19 protein-coding genes are annotated in these 13,960 nt (G+C 41.2%); 4 read left to right on the top strand and 15 right to left on the bottom strand.

Translation table 11 applies throughout. The features are described from left to right. Positions 1 to 49: 49 nt before the first annotated feature. The 5 genes from BA1_RS09455 to BA1_RS18685 form a co-directional block, all read right to left on the bottom strand. Positions 50 to 877: a M15 family metallopeptidase gene (locus BA1_RS09455; protein ID WP_008358196.1), complete on the bottom strand. Its 828-nt coding sequence runs from the start codon at positions 875 to 877 to the stop codon at positions 50 to 52. A 68-nt stretch (positions 878 to 945) separates the two neighbouring features. Further along, entirely contained in the window at positions 946 to 1,641 is a 696-nt protein-coding gene (gene deoD / locus BA1_RS09450; protein ID WP_008358194.1) for a purine-nucleoside phosphorylase, read from the bottom strand. A gap of 110 nt (positions 1,642 to 1,751) precedes the next feature. After that, positions 1,752 to 2,069: a YodL domain-containing protein gene (locus BA1_RS09445; RefSeq protein WP_008358192.1), complete on the bottom strand. Its 318-nt coding sequence runs from the start codon at positions 2,067 to 2,069 to the stop codon at positions 1,752 to 1,754. Positions 2,070 to 2,123: 54 nt separating this feature from the next. After that, on the bottom strand, positions 2,124 to 2,732 hold the full coding sequence (locus tag BA1_RS09440) for a phosphatase PAP2 family protein (protein WP_008358190.1): 609 nt from the start codon (positions 2,730 to 2,732) through the stop codon (positions 2,124 to 2,126). 51 nt (positions 2,733 to 2,783) lie between these two features. Further along, positions 2,784 to 2,954, bottom strand: coding sequence for a YozD family protein (locus BA1_RS18685; protein ID WP_008358188.1), 171 nt, complete (start codon positions 2,952 to 2,954; stop codon positions 2,784 to 2,786). Between the two features lie 118 nt (positions 2,955 to 3,072). Between BA1_RS18685 and BA1_RS19650 the strand changes: the two genes are divergently transcribed. Then, positions 3,073 to 3,207, top strand: coding sequence for a hypothetical protein (locus BA1_RS19650; protein ID WP_008358186.1), 135 nt, complete (start codon positions 3,073 to 3,075; stop codon positions 3,205 to 3,207). Here the strand turns inward: BA1_RS19650 and BA1_RS09435 are convergent. The 7 genes from BA1_RS09435 to cgeC all read right to left on the bottom strand — a co-directional run bounded on the left by BA1_RS09435 (position 3,204) and on the right by cgeC (position 9,307). Continuing rightward, entirely contained in the window at positions 3,204 to 3,884 is a 681-nt protein-coding gene (locus BA1_RS09435; RefSeq protein WP_008358185.1) for a hypothetical protein, read from the bottom strand. The two genes, BA1_RS19650 and BA1_RS09435, sit on opposite strands and share 4 nt — an antisense overlap. A 147-nt stretch (positions 3,885 to 4,031) precedes the next feature. Then, positions 4,032 to 4,256, bottom strand: coding sequence for a YozE family protein (locus BA1_RS09430; RefSeq protein WP_008346438.1), 225 nt, complete (start codon positions 4,254 to 4,256; stop codon positions 4,032 to 4,034). A gap of 79 nt (positions 4,257 to 4,335) precedes the next feature. Further along, complete coding sequence (locus BA1_RS09425; RefSeq protein ID WP_008358183.1) at positions 4,336 to 4,617, bottom strand: YokU family protein; 282 nt, start codon at positions 4,615 to 4,617, stop codon at positions 4,336 to 4,338. A 2-nt stretch (positions 4,618 to 4,619) separates the two neighbouring features. Next, entirely contained in the window at positions 4,620 to 6,020 is a 1,401-nt protein-coding gene (gene kamA / locus BA1_RS09420; RefSeq protein WP_008358181.1) for a lysine 2,3-aminomutase, read from the bottom strand. A gap of 117 nt (positions 6,021 to 6,137) precedes the next feature. After that, positions 6,138 to 7,514, bottom strand: coding sequence for a sigma-54 interaction domain-containing protein (locus BA1_RS09415; protein WP_008358179.1), 1,377 nt, complete (start codon positions 7,512 to 7,514; stop codon positions 6,138 to 6,140). Positions 7,515 to 7,670: 156 nt separating this feature from the next. After that, a complete protein-coding gene (locus BA1_RS09410) occupies positions 7,671 to 8,966 on the bottom strand; it encodes a glycosyltransferase family 2 protein (protein WP_051009114.1) in 1,296 nt (431 codons plus the stop codon). A 20-nt stretch (positions 8,967 to 8,986) separates the two neighbouring features. Further along, the gene (gene cgeC / locus BA1_RS09405) at positions 8,987 to 9,307 is read right to left on the bottom strand and encodes a spore maturation protein CgeC (protein ID WP_008358174.1); all 321 of its coding nucleotides are present in this window, start codon (positions 9,305 to 9,307) and stop codon (positions 8,987 to 8,989) included. 206 nt (positions 9,308 to 9,513) lie between these two features. Here cgeC and BA1_RS09400 point away from each other — a divergent pair, with 206 nt between their 5' ends. Together BA1_RS09400 and BA1_RS09395 are read left to right on the top strand one after the other, a co-directional pair. Then, complete coding sequence (locus BA1_RS09400) at positions 9,514 to 9,915, top strand: hypothetical protein (protein ID WP_008358173.1); 402 nt, start codon at positions 9,514 to 9,516, stop codon at positions 9,913 to 9,915. A 15-nt stretch (positions 9,916 to 9,930) separates the two neighbouring features. After that, positions 9,931 to 10,893, top strand: a complete 963-nt coding sequence (locus BA1_RS09395; RefSeq protein ID WP_008358171.1) for a CgeB family protein — start codon at positions 9,931 to 9,933, stop codon at positions 10,891 to 10,893. Between the two features lie 20 nt (positions 10,894 to 10,913). On the opposite strand, the gene BA1_RS09390 is transcribed toward BA1_RS09395, so the two are convergent. Next, positions 10,914 to 11,636 carry an acylneuraminate cytidylyltransferase family protein gene (locus BA1_RS09390; RefSeq protein ID WP_008358168.1) on the bottom strand — a complete coding sequence of 241 codons (723 nt, stop codon included), beginning with the start codon at positions 11,634 to 11,636 and terminating at the stop codon, positions 10,914 to 10,916. Positions 11,637 to 11,894: 258 nt separating this feature from the next. Between BA1_RS09390 and BA1_RS09385 the strand changes: the two genes are divergently transcribed. Next, entirely contained in the window at positions 11,895 to 12,923 is a 1,029-nt protein-coding gene (locus tag BA1_RS09385) for an SDR family NAD(P)-dependent oxidoreductase (protein WP_008358166.1), read from the top strand. A 51-nt stretch (positions 12,924 to 12,974) separates the two neighbouring features. Here the strand turns inward: BA1_RS09385 and msrB are convergent, their stop codons facing one another. Then, a complete protein-coding gene (gene msrB, locus BA1_RS09380; protein ID WP_008358164.1) occupies positions 12,975 to 13,406 on the bottom strand; it encodes a peptide-methionine (R)-S-oxide reductase MsrB in 432 nt (143 codons plus the stop codon). Next, complete coding sequence (gene msrA, locus BA1_RS09375; protein ID WP_008358163.1) at positions 13,406 to 13,939, bottom strand: peptide-methionine (S)-S-oxide reductase MsrA; 534 nt, start codon at positions 13,937 to 13,939, stop codon at positions 13,406 to 13,408. The genes msrB and msrA overlap by 1 nt, the downstream gene beginning before the upstream one ends. Positions 13,940 to 13,960: the final 21 nt, after the last annotated feature.

Here is a 13,960-nt window from a genome sequence, read left to right as displayed (position 1 = left end):
CCCGTGTCTAAATTTAGGGGGTCACTTCAAAGCTGGGAGGCCTTTTTTGTTATACTTTCTTGACTTTGTTCATGTACTCTTCGAATGTTAAGTCGTGATCATGCATCGCTTTTGCGGCTTCTTTCCCTACATAGCGCAGGTGCCACGGCTCATATTCATATTTTGTGATGTCTTCTTTTCCTTTTGGATAACGGATGATAAAGCCATATTTATAGGCATTTTTGGCGACCCATTTGCCATCAGGTGTTTCACCAAATTTTTCAGAAATCTCAAAACCGGCACTTTTTGAGGAAATGTCTATTGCAAGACCTGTTTGATGTTCACTTTCGCCTGGTAATGCTACGGCTTCTTGGGCTTTTTCTTTCCCTTTTAATTTGACTTCACTATCAAAAATAACTTTTTGACGATCATAGGAGCGATAGCCAGATACAGCGGCCAGCTCGAAGTTTTTCTTTTTCGCACCTTTGAATAATTTCTCAAGTGCCTCCGCTGCTACTTTCCGAATATATCGTTTTTCAATATCCTCTGTAAAAGAGAATTCTACTTTTGGTACAACGAGATCAGAAGGTTTATAGGTTCCTGGCAGTGCGTATTCTTTGTTGACAAGTGCGAGCACATTTTCAGGATTTTGAATGGTTTTCAGCCCGCTAACAACCTTGATGTCATTGAAATATTCACTCTTTAACGTCAGCTCTTGATTAGATGAATCTGCCGTATCATTTGAGTTTTGCTGGGACGATGAACTTTGAGTTTTTTGTTCGCTTGTTTTGTTGGATTCACTGGTACCGCTTTTTTGATCCAGCAACTGGCAGCCTGATAATGCGGCCGTCAAACCAAGAATCGATGCGATTGAGAGTATTTTATAGCTTTTCTTCATGACATACCTTCCTTTTGCTCTACTAAAAAAATAAAGATGCGCTACGTCGTAGCACATCCTTTATACTATTATAAAACAGACTCTAGTGCAATTAAGATCATTTCGTCAAACGTTGTTTGGCGCTCTTCAGCAGTTGTTTCTTCTCCTGTTAGCACATGATCACTCACTGTCAAAATCGACAACGCTTTTCTGCCAAATTTTGCAGCGAGCGTATAAAGAGCTGTTGTCTCCATTTCAATCGCTAGAATTCCATATTGATCCATCAGCTCAAGTGGTTTTTCATTATAAAATTGGTCTGCGGTAAACACATTCCCAACACGCACAGCTACATTTTTTGCTTCGGCTGTGTCATAGGCTTTCTTCAGAAGATCAAAATCTGCGCAAGGCGCATAATCAATCGGTCCAAATGCCACACGGTTCATTTGAGAATCTGTTGATGATGTTTGAGCTAAAATGACATCACGCACATTGACGTCCTTTTTGATCGCTCCGCAAGAGCCAACACGAATTAAGTTTTGAACATCATAGCTTTGGATCAGCTCATTCACATAGATCGAAATAGACGGTACGCCCATTCCAGTGCCTTGTACAGAAATACGCTTCCCTTTATACGTTCCAGTAAAGCCATACATGCCGCGCACTTCGTTATAGCACACAACATCTTCTAAATATGTATCTGCAATATATTTCGCACGAAGCGGATCACCTGGCAGCAATACCGTTTCTGCAATTTGTCCTTTTTCTGCTCCAATATGTACACTCATTTGTCAGCCTCCACTTACATTTAACATGTATTTAGTCCCATTTATTATAAACGATTGAGGGGAAAAAGAAAATACCAGCTGGATGTGAGGCTGGCATCATCAGTTTATATTTAACTCATCGTCATTAAGCGTTCACTGCGTTTCCATCCTGTCGGAAAGAGCTGATAATAGCACTTCCCTTTTTTCTGATCATCAATCACAACGATATCCCCTGTTGAGATGAACCGTGCATTGTAATCATTAGGGACTGTATCTTGTACATTAAATGTCGAGAATGCTTTTTCCAGTACATCAAGGTGTGTCCTGCCGCCAATCTTTGTCCGGTACACAGGCTGATGCCCGCTTACAGCACCATATTCAGGTGTTTGGTAAATGGTTAAGTGATATGCTGAAGGTTTCTTTTGAAAAAATCTCAACGTCAATTGCATTCAAATCCCTCCCCTTTTATATAAAATTAGCTGGGATTTGTTAATTTCCTTCTTCTAATTTTGTCGAATGCCGGACAATTTTTCGTCAATCTTTTTACATATGAGAAATAAAGCTAGTCCGATCGCAAAGCCCCCTGCTACATCCGTCAAATAATGTACACCGATATACATCCTGCTGATGCCAATCATCAGCACACATAATCCTGTCACCATATAGACCGCTTTTTGTCTTTTTTTGAGCCATGGAATCATCTCAATTAATAGATATGCGATAAACGGATAGATTGTTGCTGCATTCATTGAATGACCGCTCGGAAAGCTGTAATATGTTTCATTCACTAGATGATCAAAGGCTGGACGCTCTCTAGCAAAAAGCCCTTTCAGTTCATGATTGATCGCCCTTTCTGAAATATAGAGCAGAAAAAGCAGCATGATAGAGTAGTAGCGTTTATACGCGAGCAGCACCACACTAAAGATGAGCATGATTGGGACAAGCAGTGCACTGATGCCAAAATCAGTCAAAGTGAGCATGACGTCATTTAAAAAAGGAAGTCTCATGTTCTCAAACGATAAGATGATCTGGTTGTCCAATTTTTGAAACACACCAGATACCATAAGCGCAGCGATGGCGCCAAATATCATGAAAAGAATGATCACATACACGCTAAAGTATTCCCCTCCCTTTCTACTCAGAATCTCTTCAAAGTATAGTGCCTACCAAGCCTCTTCTTCAACTATCATTGCTTTCCTCAGCATATATTCAAATGTGATATCAGCAAGCTCAAATGTTTCCAGCTCAGATGGTATGTACCCTCTTTTGACCAGCTCCATGTAGAAGTATTCTGCAATTTCCTCTGTATCAATCACCAAATCAGCTTCTTTCATTGCTTTAGCCTCCTTTTTTATGATGTATGAACGCTCCCTTATTTTTATTACAGTTTGTCATAATGGCTCATTCCATACATATAAATGCAGTAAACAAAAAGAAAAGGGGCTTGAGACAATGAAATGGTTAAGCATATTAGATGGAGATACTTTTGATCAAGTGATGGGCCGTATCTTGAGGGGATGGTTTTATGTGATTGCTTTTTTCTGTGTCCCTTATTTTTTATTCGTGTTAGGACAAGTCTTTCTTTAACCAAAATGTTCGTTTAAGCTTTCCAAAATAAAGTCCATCATATCCTTGTATTCTGGGTCCTTAAAAAATTCATAGAGAATTTTATAATCATTGTAAATGTCAAGAAGCTCATCCACTATAGATACAGCGAGGAATTCTAGTGTGGCTTCGCTTTCTTGTTTCTCTTCTAACTGTAATAGTGCCGTCTGCACCATATCTTCTTCTATTTCTTTTGAGGTCTCCCCAACGTAATGCACAAAAAGAAGCTGATGGACAAACTGGTCCATCTCATATTTCCTTAGGACAAGCGTCAAGTCTTCCTCTTCTGTTTCCAGCCATTCTCCGTCTTTTAACCTCGTGAGTTCGTAAATCACATCTTCCCAGCCATCTTCAAGGTAGCGCCAAATTTCAGTCCGATGGCCAATGATTTTAAACAGCTCTTTTCCGTAATCTTTTACATATACAACATCGCCAATGAGGAACTCATATTCAATGTCCAGCTTTTCTGTATCCACAATCACCCCGTCGTACTCGTCATAAAGCTGAAGTGATGTTTCAAAATAAAGCACCTCATTATGATTGACCTCATATAGATAGTGCTGGTCAATTTGATGGACTTTTGTTATCGTTCCAACAGTGCCGTACATGACAACGACGACAATATCCCCTACTTTATATTTTGGTGCTTTCGCCTTCATTTTGTCTCCCCCTTGCCCGACTTTTGGTCTTAACGTATCGTATGCCGGCGCAAGGAATTCTGCATGGGCAACCACACCATGCAAAACGCCATTTTATTTCCCCAATAAAAAACCGCTTCTCCCATACGGAACAAGCGGTGTTATGTGTTATTTTTTTTTGACTTCTACTTCGTATTGCTCAAATGCTTCGTCAAATGTCGTCATAGAGCTTAAATAGTCCCCATTTAACTCTAAATACGCACACAGCTCATGATAATCAGTGGAAGCTTTAGGGAAGCTGTGATCTTCATAAGCAGCATTGGCAAAATGACTGATGTCATCTTTCGGTTTTGGATGTCTGTACTTCATTAAATAGTGGTAAAACGACTTCACCTGTAATTCCCTCCGCGACACTCTGTTTTGTTGTTATATTATACAGGAAATTGATGACTTGTATAGGCGGAGGTACAACTTATGATGAAAAATCAAAGTAATTTCGCTTTAATAATCGCTTCATACTCATTAATTCTTCATATGAGATTTTTTCGGGCAGCTTTGTTTGATCGACTAAAATCAATTGATCTTCTATCTCTTTTACCGTTTCATCCTTCTGATAGGTCATGCCGCAATGCGTGCAGGAGATTGAGGGCGTTTCAATTATTTCAATTGACTGTGTGCCGGTGATCAGCTCCCAATAGACCGTTGTCTGCTCTTCATTTGCTTTCTTCTCCTCACACCAATCACATGTCAGCAACGTTATTTCTCCTCCTTTACGGTTTGTTCTTTTTTGAGCTGCGCTTGATATTTCTTTTCTTTTAATTCATCTCGCTTTTCACGTTTATTTTTGAGCGTATCGTGTTCAGGATTTGTCTCATACGACGCTCTTCGTTTCATTCGGCTTAAATTTTCAGGTGTAAAGGATTTGGCCTCATCCTGAAATAAAGCGGTCACACCGATTGCCGGTTCTTTCTTCTTTTCGTAAATTTCATTAAAATATGCATCCGCCTGGCCAGCGACGTAATGTTCTGGCTCTGGATATGAGGTAATGACACCTTCAAAGTTACGAAGAACGACTTTGTCAGGGCTTTGTGACAATAAATAATTTGGCTGTAAGGCGATCTTGCCTCCTCCTCCTGGCGCATCTACAACAAAGCTTGGCACGGCATAACCACTCGTATGTCCTCTTAGGCCTTCAATGATTTCAAGACCTTTTGAGACGGGTGTTCTAAAGTGGCCGATGCCCTCAGATAAATCACATTGATAAATATAATAAGGTCTGACGCGAATCTTCACGAGATCATGCATCAGCTTTTTCATAATCGGTACACTGTCATTAATCCCCGCAAGGATCACAGCCTGATTGCCTACAGGGACACCGGCATTGACAAGACGTTCACACGCTTCTTTTGCTTCTTTTGTGATTTCAATGCTTGTATTGAAATGGGTATTCAGCCAAACCGGATGATATTTTTTCAGAATCTCACACAGTTCATCCGTAATTCGCTGCGGAAAGACAACCGGAGCACGAGTCCCAATTCGAATGATTTCAACATGAGGAATATCTCGTAAGTTTTTCAAAATGTATTCAAGCACTTGATCATTGATTAAAAGCCCGTCACCACCTGAAATTAACACATCCCGCACTTCAGGTGTTTCTCTAATATAGCCAATTGCCGCATCTAGTTGCTTTTTCGGTACGCCCATGCCGATCTGACCGGAAAAACGTCTTCTCGTACAATAGCGGCAGTACATGGAGCACTGATTTGTCACAAGAAACAGCACACGATCTGGATAGCGGTGCGTTAGACCCGGAACAGGTGAATCCTCGTCTTCATGAAGCGGGTCTTCCAGGTCATATTTGGTTTTATGAAGCTCCTCTGCAATTGGTACAGACTGCATACGGATTGGACATCTTGGATCGTCTGGATTCATCAGTGAGGCATAGTAGGGTGTAATGTTGAGTGGAATGGTTTTGGTGGAAATCTTCACCCCTTCTTTTTCCTCTTCTGTTAAGTTCACGACTTTTTCTAAATCATCAAGCGTTTTAACAGTATGCGTCAGCTGCCAAATCCAGTCGTTCCATTTCTCCTCAGGGACATCCTTCCATAGCTCAATGTCCTTCCAGTGTCGCGCCGGTTGATACAGTTTCTGATTCATATCCATTCCCCCTATCAGCATTCACTTTATACTATGCAAGTTATGTGCCAACATGGGAAAATGCCCCTACTCTTTACAAAAGGAGCTTTTTCCGTGGTATTCAATTTTTTGAGGCGCCTACTTTTCGGCACCTGCATATTTTTTCATTTTATATTGCAGTGTTTGTCGAGGAATCTTTAAGGCTGCGGCAGTTTGCTTAATATTTCCAGCGTGCTTTCTTAAAGCTTCTTGGATCAGCGTTTGTTCAAATAAAGTCACTTGAGTTTTTAATGAGGACTCAGGCGGGCTCTTATCTACCTTGTGCGTTCGTAAATGAGCAGGAAGATACGCCGGGGTTATTTCTTCCGCTTCCTTTGGCATCATCAAAACGGCATGCTCAATGGTATGTTTTAGTTCTCTCACATTCCCTGGCCACTGGTGAGCCATAAATAATTGGGTCGTTTCTTCAGAAAGACGGGTCACATGTTTAGAAAATTGCTGATGATAGGTTTGAATAAAGTGGCGGGATAACAGCTGGATATCATGCTTTCTCGCACGAAGTGGCGGGATATGAAAAGATGACACATGCAGTCTATAAAACAAGTCTTCTCTTAAAATTTGCTTTTTAACCGCTTCAAATGGGTCTACATTCAGTGCAGTTATGACTCTGACATCCACTTGAATGGCCTTTGAATCACCTATGCGGCGGACAACACCATCCTCTAAAACACGCAGTAGTTTTGTCTGCAATGTAAGCGGCATCGCCTGCAGCTCATCAAGAAAAAGTGTACCCCCATCTGCTAATTCAAACAGCCCCTTGCGATCAACGGCGCCCGTATAGCTCCCTTTGACAGATCCGAATAAAAGGCTCTCAAGTAATGACTCTGGAAGCGCCGCGCAGTTTTGCGGGATGAAGACCCGGTCTTTTCGGTCAGATTCATGGACTATGGCTTGTACGAGTACTTCTTTTCCAGTCCCTGTTTCCCCGTAGACAACAACGGATGAAGGATATGCAGCAGCTTTTTTAGCCTTCTCAAGCGTCTCTTTTAAGTGTGAATCATTTGTTAAAAATGAAGAAAAATCATGCATTTGATCAATTTCAGCGACTCCGTCTGATCGCTTTTTTTGATCTAAACGATTCGAGAGCGCTGACAGCTTTGAAACATCTTTGGCTACTTCTACTGCGCCTATTAACTTGCTGCCTTCTATAATGGGCAATGTGGTGTTGACCGTTTCAATTTTTTCTCCATTTTTATTCAAATAGGTTTGTAAAGAATGATAAATGGGCTTTCCTGTTCTGAGCACATGCATGAGTGTACTTGTTTTTTCAGTTAATGATGGATACACATCCAGGATGAATTTGCCAACCACCTCTTTTTTATCTAAACAGTCAAACTTCGCTGCGTTATGATTATAAAAAATGGTGACCCCCTGATCGTCTACAACATGAATCGCTTCGTCGATGGCTTCTAAAATTAATTCAAACCAATCCGCTCTTTCGACAACCTTCCCCATTTCTTCCCCCTCGCTTTCTATGCCGAAAACCCGGCATCCATTGCCCAATTTTCAGCGGCTTGATCATGTTCATATCGTTCCCCTACCCTTTTCACGTTTCGCTTTTTCCTTTCGATCTCCTGCTTTTTTTGTCTATTCTAAAAAAAAGCACCCCTCTTATGAGGAGTACTTTCGCCCTGATGTTTGATAAAGAGACATGTCGAATTCTTGCAGTGATTCCATATACAGCGGCACAATTGGCTTCCCTTCTGGAAAAAAGGCAAATTGAGAGGGATACAGCTTGATTGGCTGATGGTAAAACGCAAATAACTTCACTACCTCAGGTACAATCCGGCAAAAGGTGTCATGTACCAGTAAATAGATATCTTGTTTCCATTTAAACAGCCGTCTGTTTGGCGGGCTGAAAACAGGCGATACTTGAATAATGCTGCCATCCTCAAACGTCTCGAGCTGTTCATTTGAAATGGTGTATATCTCATTTGGGTGAAACTGAAAGTATTGTACATCACGTTTTGAAGCAAATCGTCTTTTTTTCTGATGTTCAATATAATAAAACGTTTTTCCGTAATCTGCGGTGACGACTGTATCATTTGGCACTGTGAGCATTTCTCTTATTTCATATTTCATCGTACATAACGATGGCACACGAATCGCACGCCTGTTCTTTCCATTGACCCAGCGCCTGTCAATTCGATGAAGATATCCGTGAGCGATCTGATAATAATCTCCACCCTTTTCGATCACGGTTCCATCAATTAAATCATAGGGCATACTTGAAAACATATGATGGAATGATTGTGGTGTTTTATATGTGATATCAAGTATTTCTTTTAATGGAAAGAACGCAGCAAAATGATTTAGCCTCTTCCAAAAAACGGAGTCTCCATGATGCCAATGTTTCGGATCATCAGCCCAGTATTGTCCGTATTGATCATGAATAAGTGGAAGCAATCGCCTTCTGTGCATGACCGAACAATGGTCGACTTGAAAGGACGCATGCTCTAACACTTGTTCTGCTTCTCGGACGAAGCTCCCCGTTTCCATCGAATGCTGATTCACCTGCACGACACGCTGCGAGGAATACACGATATCGATGTCAGGGTTCGACTGAAAAACATCCACCATTTTCTCTAAACGATCTTTCCGGTACACCGTATCATCAGTTAAATAACAAACCAGCTCGCCTGTTATACGTGTTAAAGCTTCATTAATAAGCGTCGCATAACGTACGGTCGTCAGCCGATTTGCAGGATGAATTTGATGCGAATACAACTGGATGCGCTCATCGTCTAAAAAAGGCTCGATCTTTTGAATCGTTTCTTGTTCTGACCCATCATCCATAATCAAAAGCTCCCAATGCTGATACGTTTGTTCCACCATACTCCTTAGCACACGATCAATGAAATCAGGTTTATTATAGCTTGTTAAAATCACTGATACTTTCATGATCACATTATCCTTTTTTAAATAGATTAAAAAGCTCCCCAGCTGACAATGTTCACGTAAGGAACACTCACTCTTAGCTGATTTGTCGCATTTTTAAAGACTGCCACTGAATCAAACAATTGCACGACAATTACGTTTTGCAGCACATCTCCGTTGACTAAATGAACACGCGGTACCGGAATGCCCAGCTCAAGCCATGAACGCAGCAATTCTTTGATTTCTGACGCACTTTCTTCCTCACTTCCCTCTAAAAGACGAAGAAGAAGTAAAATCAACATCACTTCAAGGACTCCTTCTGCTTCTAGTAATTCTTCGTTCCAGCCACTTAATAATTGTTCAAATTCCATTCAAAATCCCTCTCTCTTCTCCTTTGATCTTTACTAGAGTATGAGATTCACTTCATTTAGCATCAGCACTTGAGAACATTTTAAAAAATGTGTGAAATCATTAAATGAAAAAAGAACAAGGAATGAGCATTCTGCTTATACCAAAAAAAGAGAACAGCATATACATAATGGTGTGTTTGAAAGGATGAAGAAAGGATGGGGAAAAGATGAGCGAAAAGCGTGCCGAATTAAAAAAAGAGCTATTAAAGCTGTTTTTCCAACCGCTTAGTCATGCATTAACAGCCAATCTCGAAGAAGGAGGAGTTCAAGTGGAAGAAAAATTAAACAATTTATTTAGTGAGGTGGCAGTCGAGGCATCCGCGACAGGTTCTGCTGCAGCACTCAACACTTCTCAAGCAGCAAGATGGATTTTTGCAAGACTTGCACCAGGCACAGTCATTAGCATTGTGATGGACTCAGGAGACTTAATCGGTCCAGTTCAATTCGTATCATTCGATGCTTCAGCGGGTATTGTTTTCGTCACACAAGAAAGCTCTGTGACACCTACAGGCTCTGCAACGACTCTATTAGATGTAGATAAAGTTGAAAGTGTTACGTTCACATCTTAATGTGAGAGGGCCATCATGAAGCTTCTTTATATCAGCTCTGGCTACGGTGGAATCTATCGGCATTTCGATCAATGGATAGAAGAAAGCTTCATTGATTCCCCGTTTTCCTGTATCAAAATGGAAAGGGAATCTCTCCTCGATCATATGCACAAAATCCGGACATTTTCTCCGGATTTTGTTTTCATGATGATCGGTGACCATGTTCCAAAAGACTTGCTTCATCAATTCAAACAAGAAAAGATCCCGATCGTGCTGTGGATGACAGAAGACCCTTTTTACACAGATGTGTCAGCTGCTTGCGCAGGTGATGCACAGCTGATCTTAACGATTGACGAAGGTGCTTTGTCATTTTACAAACAACTTGGCGCTAATCACTCGCACTACTTTCCTATTCCGACAAATACAAAAGTATTTCAAAAAAAAGAATCCCTGCTTGAGACGTGCATCTATGACATTGCACTCATTGGCTACCCTTACCCAAACCGTATCAAAGCCATCCATACACTCTTACATCAAAACAAATGGCGTATTCTCGTTGCAGGTAAAGAATGGCATCGTCAGTTGAATAAATCACGCAGACGATATCGTGATGTAACACTGATGACCCATTGGCTGAACCCACAGCAAATGGCAGAGATCTATCAAACATCAGCCATTGTTCTAAATCCGCACAGGCCGGCACAATTTGCCTATAATCAAAACAAAGCCATGGTTCAAAATAAGAGCCTGAACAACAGAGCGTTTGATATCGCTGCAAGCGGACGCTTTCAATTGACGGACCTGAAACCGCCGCAGGCATTTTCAAGCTTTGCTTTTTACACAGATGAGAACGATTTGATTGAACAGGTCGAGTATTATATCACCAACGTTGAAAAAAGACAGTCGGTCGCACAGAATAATTACGAGCAGGTCGTTCGCTGGAACACATTTGATACGCTGCCATACAGACTTTATGAAATAACCAAAAGCGCCCTATGACCGGGCGCTTTTCTTACTGATTATACCGTTCCTTCTGCATCTTGCCGAGCCAATAAAACGCTCTCTGCCTTTTTCCGATCTGCCTCATTTAGGACAACAAGCGATTGCTCACGATCCATCATATACGCTCCAACAGATCCTTCTAAAAAGGAATGAATGCATTCTTTTGCATAAGGAACATGAAACGCATAGACAGCACCATTTAAACGCCCATACGTATAAGGGTGGTCATGTGTTGGAATGAAAAAATAATGATTGTCCTTATAAAGGTTCGCTTCATTGGTTTCATGAAGTGTCCACGTTTCATTCGGGTTTTCTAACGCCTCTGTGAAAGAAGCCGTACAATCAAATCCCCCTTCGACTAGCAGCTTCAAGCAGTTCTCAATATCTTCCGGCTGCCTTAGTGGTGATAAAGGAGGCAGATACAACACAATATCAAATGTCTTCCCCTCTCGTTCTAAATAAGCAAGCGCATGCTTCACAGCCAGTATAGCAGGTGTTTGTTCGGTCACATGTGTGCTTGGCAGCTCAATCACATTTGCCCCGTAGTGAGACGAAATGATTTGAGTATTCACATCCTCTGAAGATACGATGACTTCATCTAATTCAACCATTTGTAATAACGGCTGAATGGTCCAATAGATCAGCGGACGCTCCGCTACTACACGAATGTGTTTTGAATGATGAGTTTGCTGGCCGCTAAAAGCTGGTATCATGGCTAAAATACGATTTCCCCTATACATGTATGATCTTCTCCCCTCGTGCAGCCCAGTATCCTGCAAAAAAGCTTTTCCATTACGCTGAGCTGATCGCAGTACTGAAGTGTTCACGATTCTCGTTTTTCTACTTGTTCTTCTATCTCTACATATTCTATTAAGACGTCAAGCAGATGGTTATAATTTGTTCACCTAATTTATGCATAAAGTGGTTCTTTTCCTCAAACGTCTGTCACGCTTTTACATATGATACAAAGTAGAGAAATGAGAGTTGGGGGATTAGATATGTCCAAACAGGTAGAAATGAGTTTGAAGACCTTTTTTCGCGACAAAATTATATTGGTCACAGGCGGCACGGGGTCGATCGGTCGTCAAATTGTGAAAAAATTAACAGCATGCTCTCCTAAGAAAATCATTGTCTTCAGTAAGGATGACAGCAAACAATACATGATGAAAAATGAGTATGCAGCGTATCCAGAGGTCGTATTTGCACTTGGAGATGTGCGGGATGCAAGCCGTGTGAGACAGCTTGTCAAAGGGGTTGATATCATCTTTCATGCAGCTGCCTTAAAACAAGTACCCACTTGTGAAGATAATCCGTTTGAAGCCGTTCAAACCAATATCATCGGCGGACAGCATGTCATTGAAGCAGCAATCGAGCATGAAGTCAGTCATGTTGTCAACATTTCAACCGACAAAGCCGTCTCTCCAACAAATGCCATGGGTGCAACAAAATTGATTTCAGAGAAATTATTTTTTCAAGCGAACGAAAGTATCGCTAATCAAAAAACGATGTTTTGTTCTGTACGCTTTGGCAATGTGCTTGGATCAAGGGGTTCCGTCATTCCCATCATGCTCCAGCAGCTGTTAAATGAGAAGCCTTTAACGGTAACAGACCCTAAGATGACACGTTTTTTTATGTCCATTGAAGAAGCTGTATCCCTCACACTTAAAGCGGCGATCATGATGAAAGGCGGCGAAACGTTTATTCTCAAGATGGAGTCATTACAGCTGGCTGATCTATTAAAAGCGTTTCATGAATATGCCGGTCAAATCAATGTTGCATCTCCTGATATTCTCGTGATCGGAAAAAGATCAGGAGAAAAACTGCACGAGGAACTCACATTCCCTCACGAAGCAGATACACTGTTTGAACATGAACAGTTTTATGCCATCTTACCGAGACCGCATCTGCACCCCGCGTTCAAAAAAATCGATTTGATCAATTACACGTCAAACAAAGCACCGCTCATTACAAAAGAGAAGCTGTTTCACATCATTGAACAATTACATCATACGCATCATAAAAAATAAAAAATCGTCACACGGAAGCACTCGCTTTCCATGTGACGATTTTTCAATCAATCATTTAAATAGATGGTTCAAATGACCGTAGCCCTCTTTTTCAAGATCATCCTTTGGGATAAACTTCAAAGCGGCTGAGTTAATACAATATCGAAGACCGTTTGGCCCTGGCCCATCTGGAAAAACATGACCAAGATGAGAATCCGCTGTCTTACTGCGAACCTCTGTCCGAACCATCCCATGACTCGTATCAACCTTCTCTTCTACCTCTTGATCTTCAATCGGTTTTGTAAAACTTGGCCAGCCGCAGTGGGCATCAAATTTATCCAAAGAAGAAAACAATGGTTTGCCTGAAATGATATCTACGTAAATGCCCTCTTCTTTATGATCCCAAAATTCATTTTGAAATGGCGGCTCAGTGCCATTATTTTGCGTGACTTCATACTGCATCCGGTTTAATTCTTTGATGCGCTGCTCTTTTTCGTTGGCCATTATTTATCACTCCAATGAGACTTAATAAAACCTGCTCTGCCCGAACCGACATGATATCGTTCGTAGTGCATTTTGTTCTTTTTATAATAATGCTGATGATATTCCTCAGCGGGATAAAAAGGACCAGCGTTTAAAATTTCAGTGACGATTGGTTTTTGGAAGATTCCGCTTTGGCTCAGCTGCTGTTTTGATGTTTCTGCAAGCTGCCTTTGTTTTTCGTTGTGAACATAAATACCTGTACGGTAGGATTCTCCTCTGTCACCAAATTGCCCTCCATCATCTGTTGGGTCTATTTGCTGCCAATATAGTTCTAATAGCTTCTCATATGGAAAAACATCAGGATCAAATGTGATTTGAACAGCTTCTCTATGCCCCGTTGTATTTGTACAAACTTCCTCATAGGTCGGATTCACTGTATGTCCGCCAGTATACCCTGATTCAACTTTGATAATGCCTGGCTGTTCATCAAAAGGTTTAACCATACACCAAAAACAGCCCCCGGCAAATGTGGCTAATTCTTGTTTTTCAGACATATTAGTGCCCCCTTCATTTAA

It is taken from the genome of Bacillus xiamenensis (genome assembly GCF_000300535.1).
GTDB lineage: Bacteria > Bacillota > Bacilli > Bacillales > Bacillaceae > Bacillus > Bacillus xiamenensis.
The sequence above is the reverse complement of the archived record's forward strand: the minus strand, read 5'-3'. Positions and strand labels throughout refer to the sequence as shown.

Excerpts from the sequence above, each read along its gene's own strand:
- BA1_RS09415 (WP_008358179.1), bottom strand. The coding sequence starts at position 7,514 with ATGGGGAAGGTTGTCGAAAGAGCGGATTGGTTTGAATTAATTTTAGAA.
- BA1_RS09445 (WP_008358192.1), bottom strand. The coding sequence starts at position 2,069 with ATGCAATTGACGTTGAGATTTTTTCAAAAGAAACCTTCAGCATATCAC.
- BA1_RS09395 (WP_008358171.1), top strand. The coding sequence starts at position 9,931 with ATGAAGCTTCTTTATATCAGCTCTGGCTACGGTGGAATCTATCGGCAT.
- BA1_RS09455 (WP_008358196.1), bottom strand. The coding sequence starts at position 877 with ATGAAGAAAAGCTATAAAATACTCTCAATCGCATCGATTCTTGGTTTG.
- BA1_RS09385 (WP_008358166.1), top strand. The coding sequence starts at position 11,895 with ATGTCCAAACAGGTAGAAATGAGTTTGAAGACCTTTTTTCGCGACAAA.
- BA1_RS19650 (WP_008358186.1), top strand. The coding sequence starts at position 3,073 with ATGAAATGGTTAAGCATATTAGATGGAGATACTTTTGATCAAGTGATG.
- BA1_RS09390 (WP_008358168.1), bottom strand. The coding sequence starts at position 11,636 with ATGTATAGGGGAAATCGTATTTTAGCCATGATACCAGCTTTTAGCGGC.
- msrA (WP_008358163.1), bottom strand. The coding sequence starts at position 13,939 with ATGTCTGAAAAACAAGAATTAGCCACATTTGCCGGGGGCTGTTTTTGG.
- BA1_RS09400 (WP_008358173.1), top strand. The coding sequence starts at position 9,514 with ATGAGCGAAAAGCGTGCCGAATTAAAAAAAGAGCTATTAAAGCTGTTT.
- kamA (WP_008358181.1), bottom strand. The coding sequence starts at position 6,020 with ATGAATCAGAAACTGTATCAACCGGCGCGACACTGGAAGGACATTGAG.
- BA1_RS09435 (WP_008358185.1), bottom strand. The coding sequence starts at position 3,884 with ATGAAGGCGAAAGCACCAAAATATAAAGTAGGGGATATTGTCGTCGTT.
- deoD (WP_008358194.1), bottom strand. The coding sequence starts at position 1,641 with ATGAGTGTACATATTGGAGCAGAAAAAGGACAAATTGCAGAAACGGTA.
- cgeC (WP_008358174.1), bottom strand. The coding sequence starts at position 9,307 with ATGGAATTTGAACAATTATTAAGTGGCTGGAACGAAGAATTACTAGAA.
- BA1_RS18685 (WP_008358188.1), bottom strand. The coding sequence starts at position 2,954 with ATGAAAGAAGCTGATTTGGTGATTGATACAGAGGAAATTGCAGAATAC.
- msrB (WP_008358164.1), bottom strand. The coding sequence starts at position 13,406 with ATGGCCAACGAAAAAGAGCAGCGCATCAAAGAATTAAACCGGATGCAG.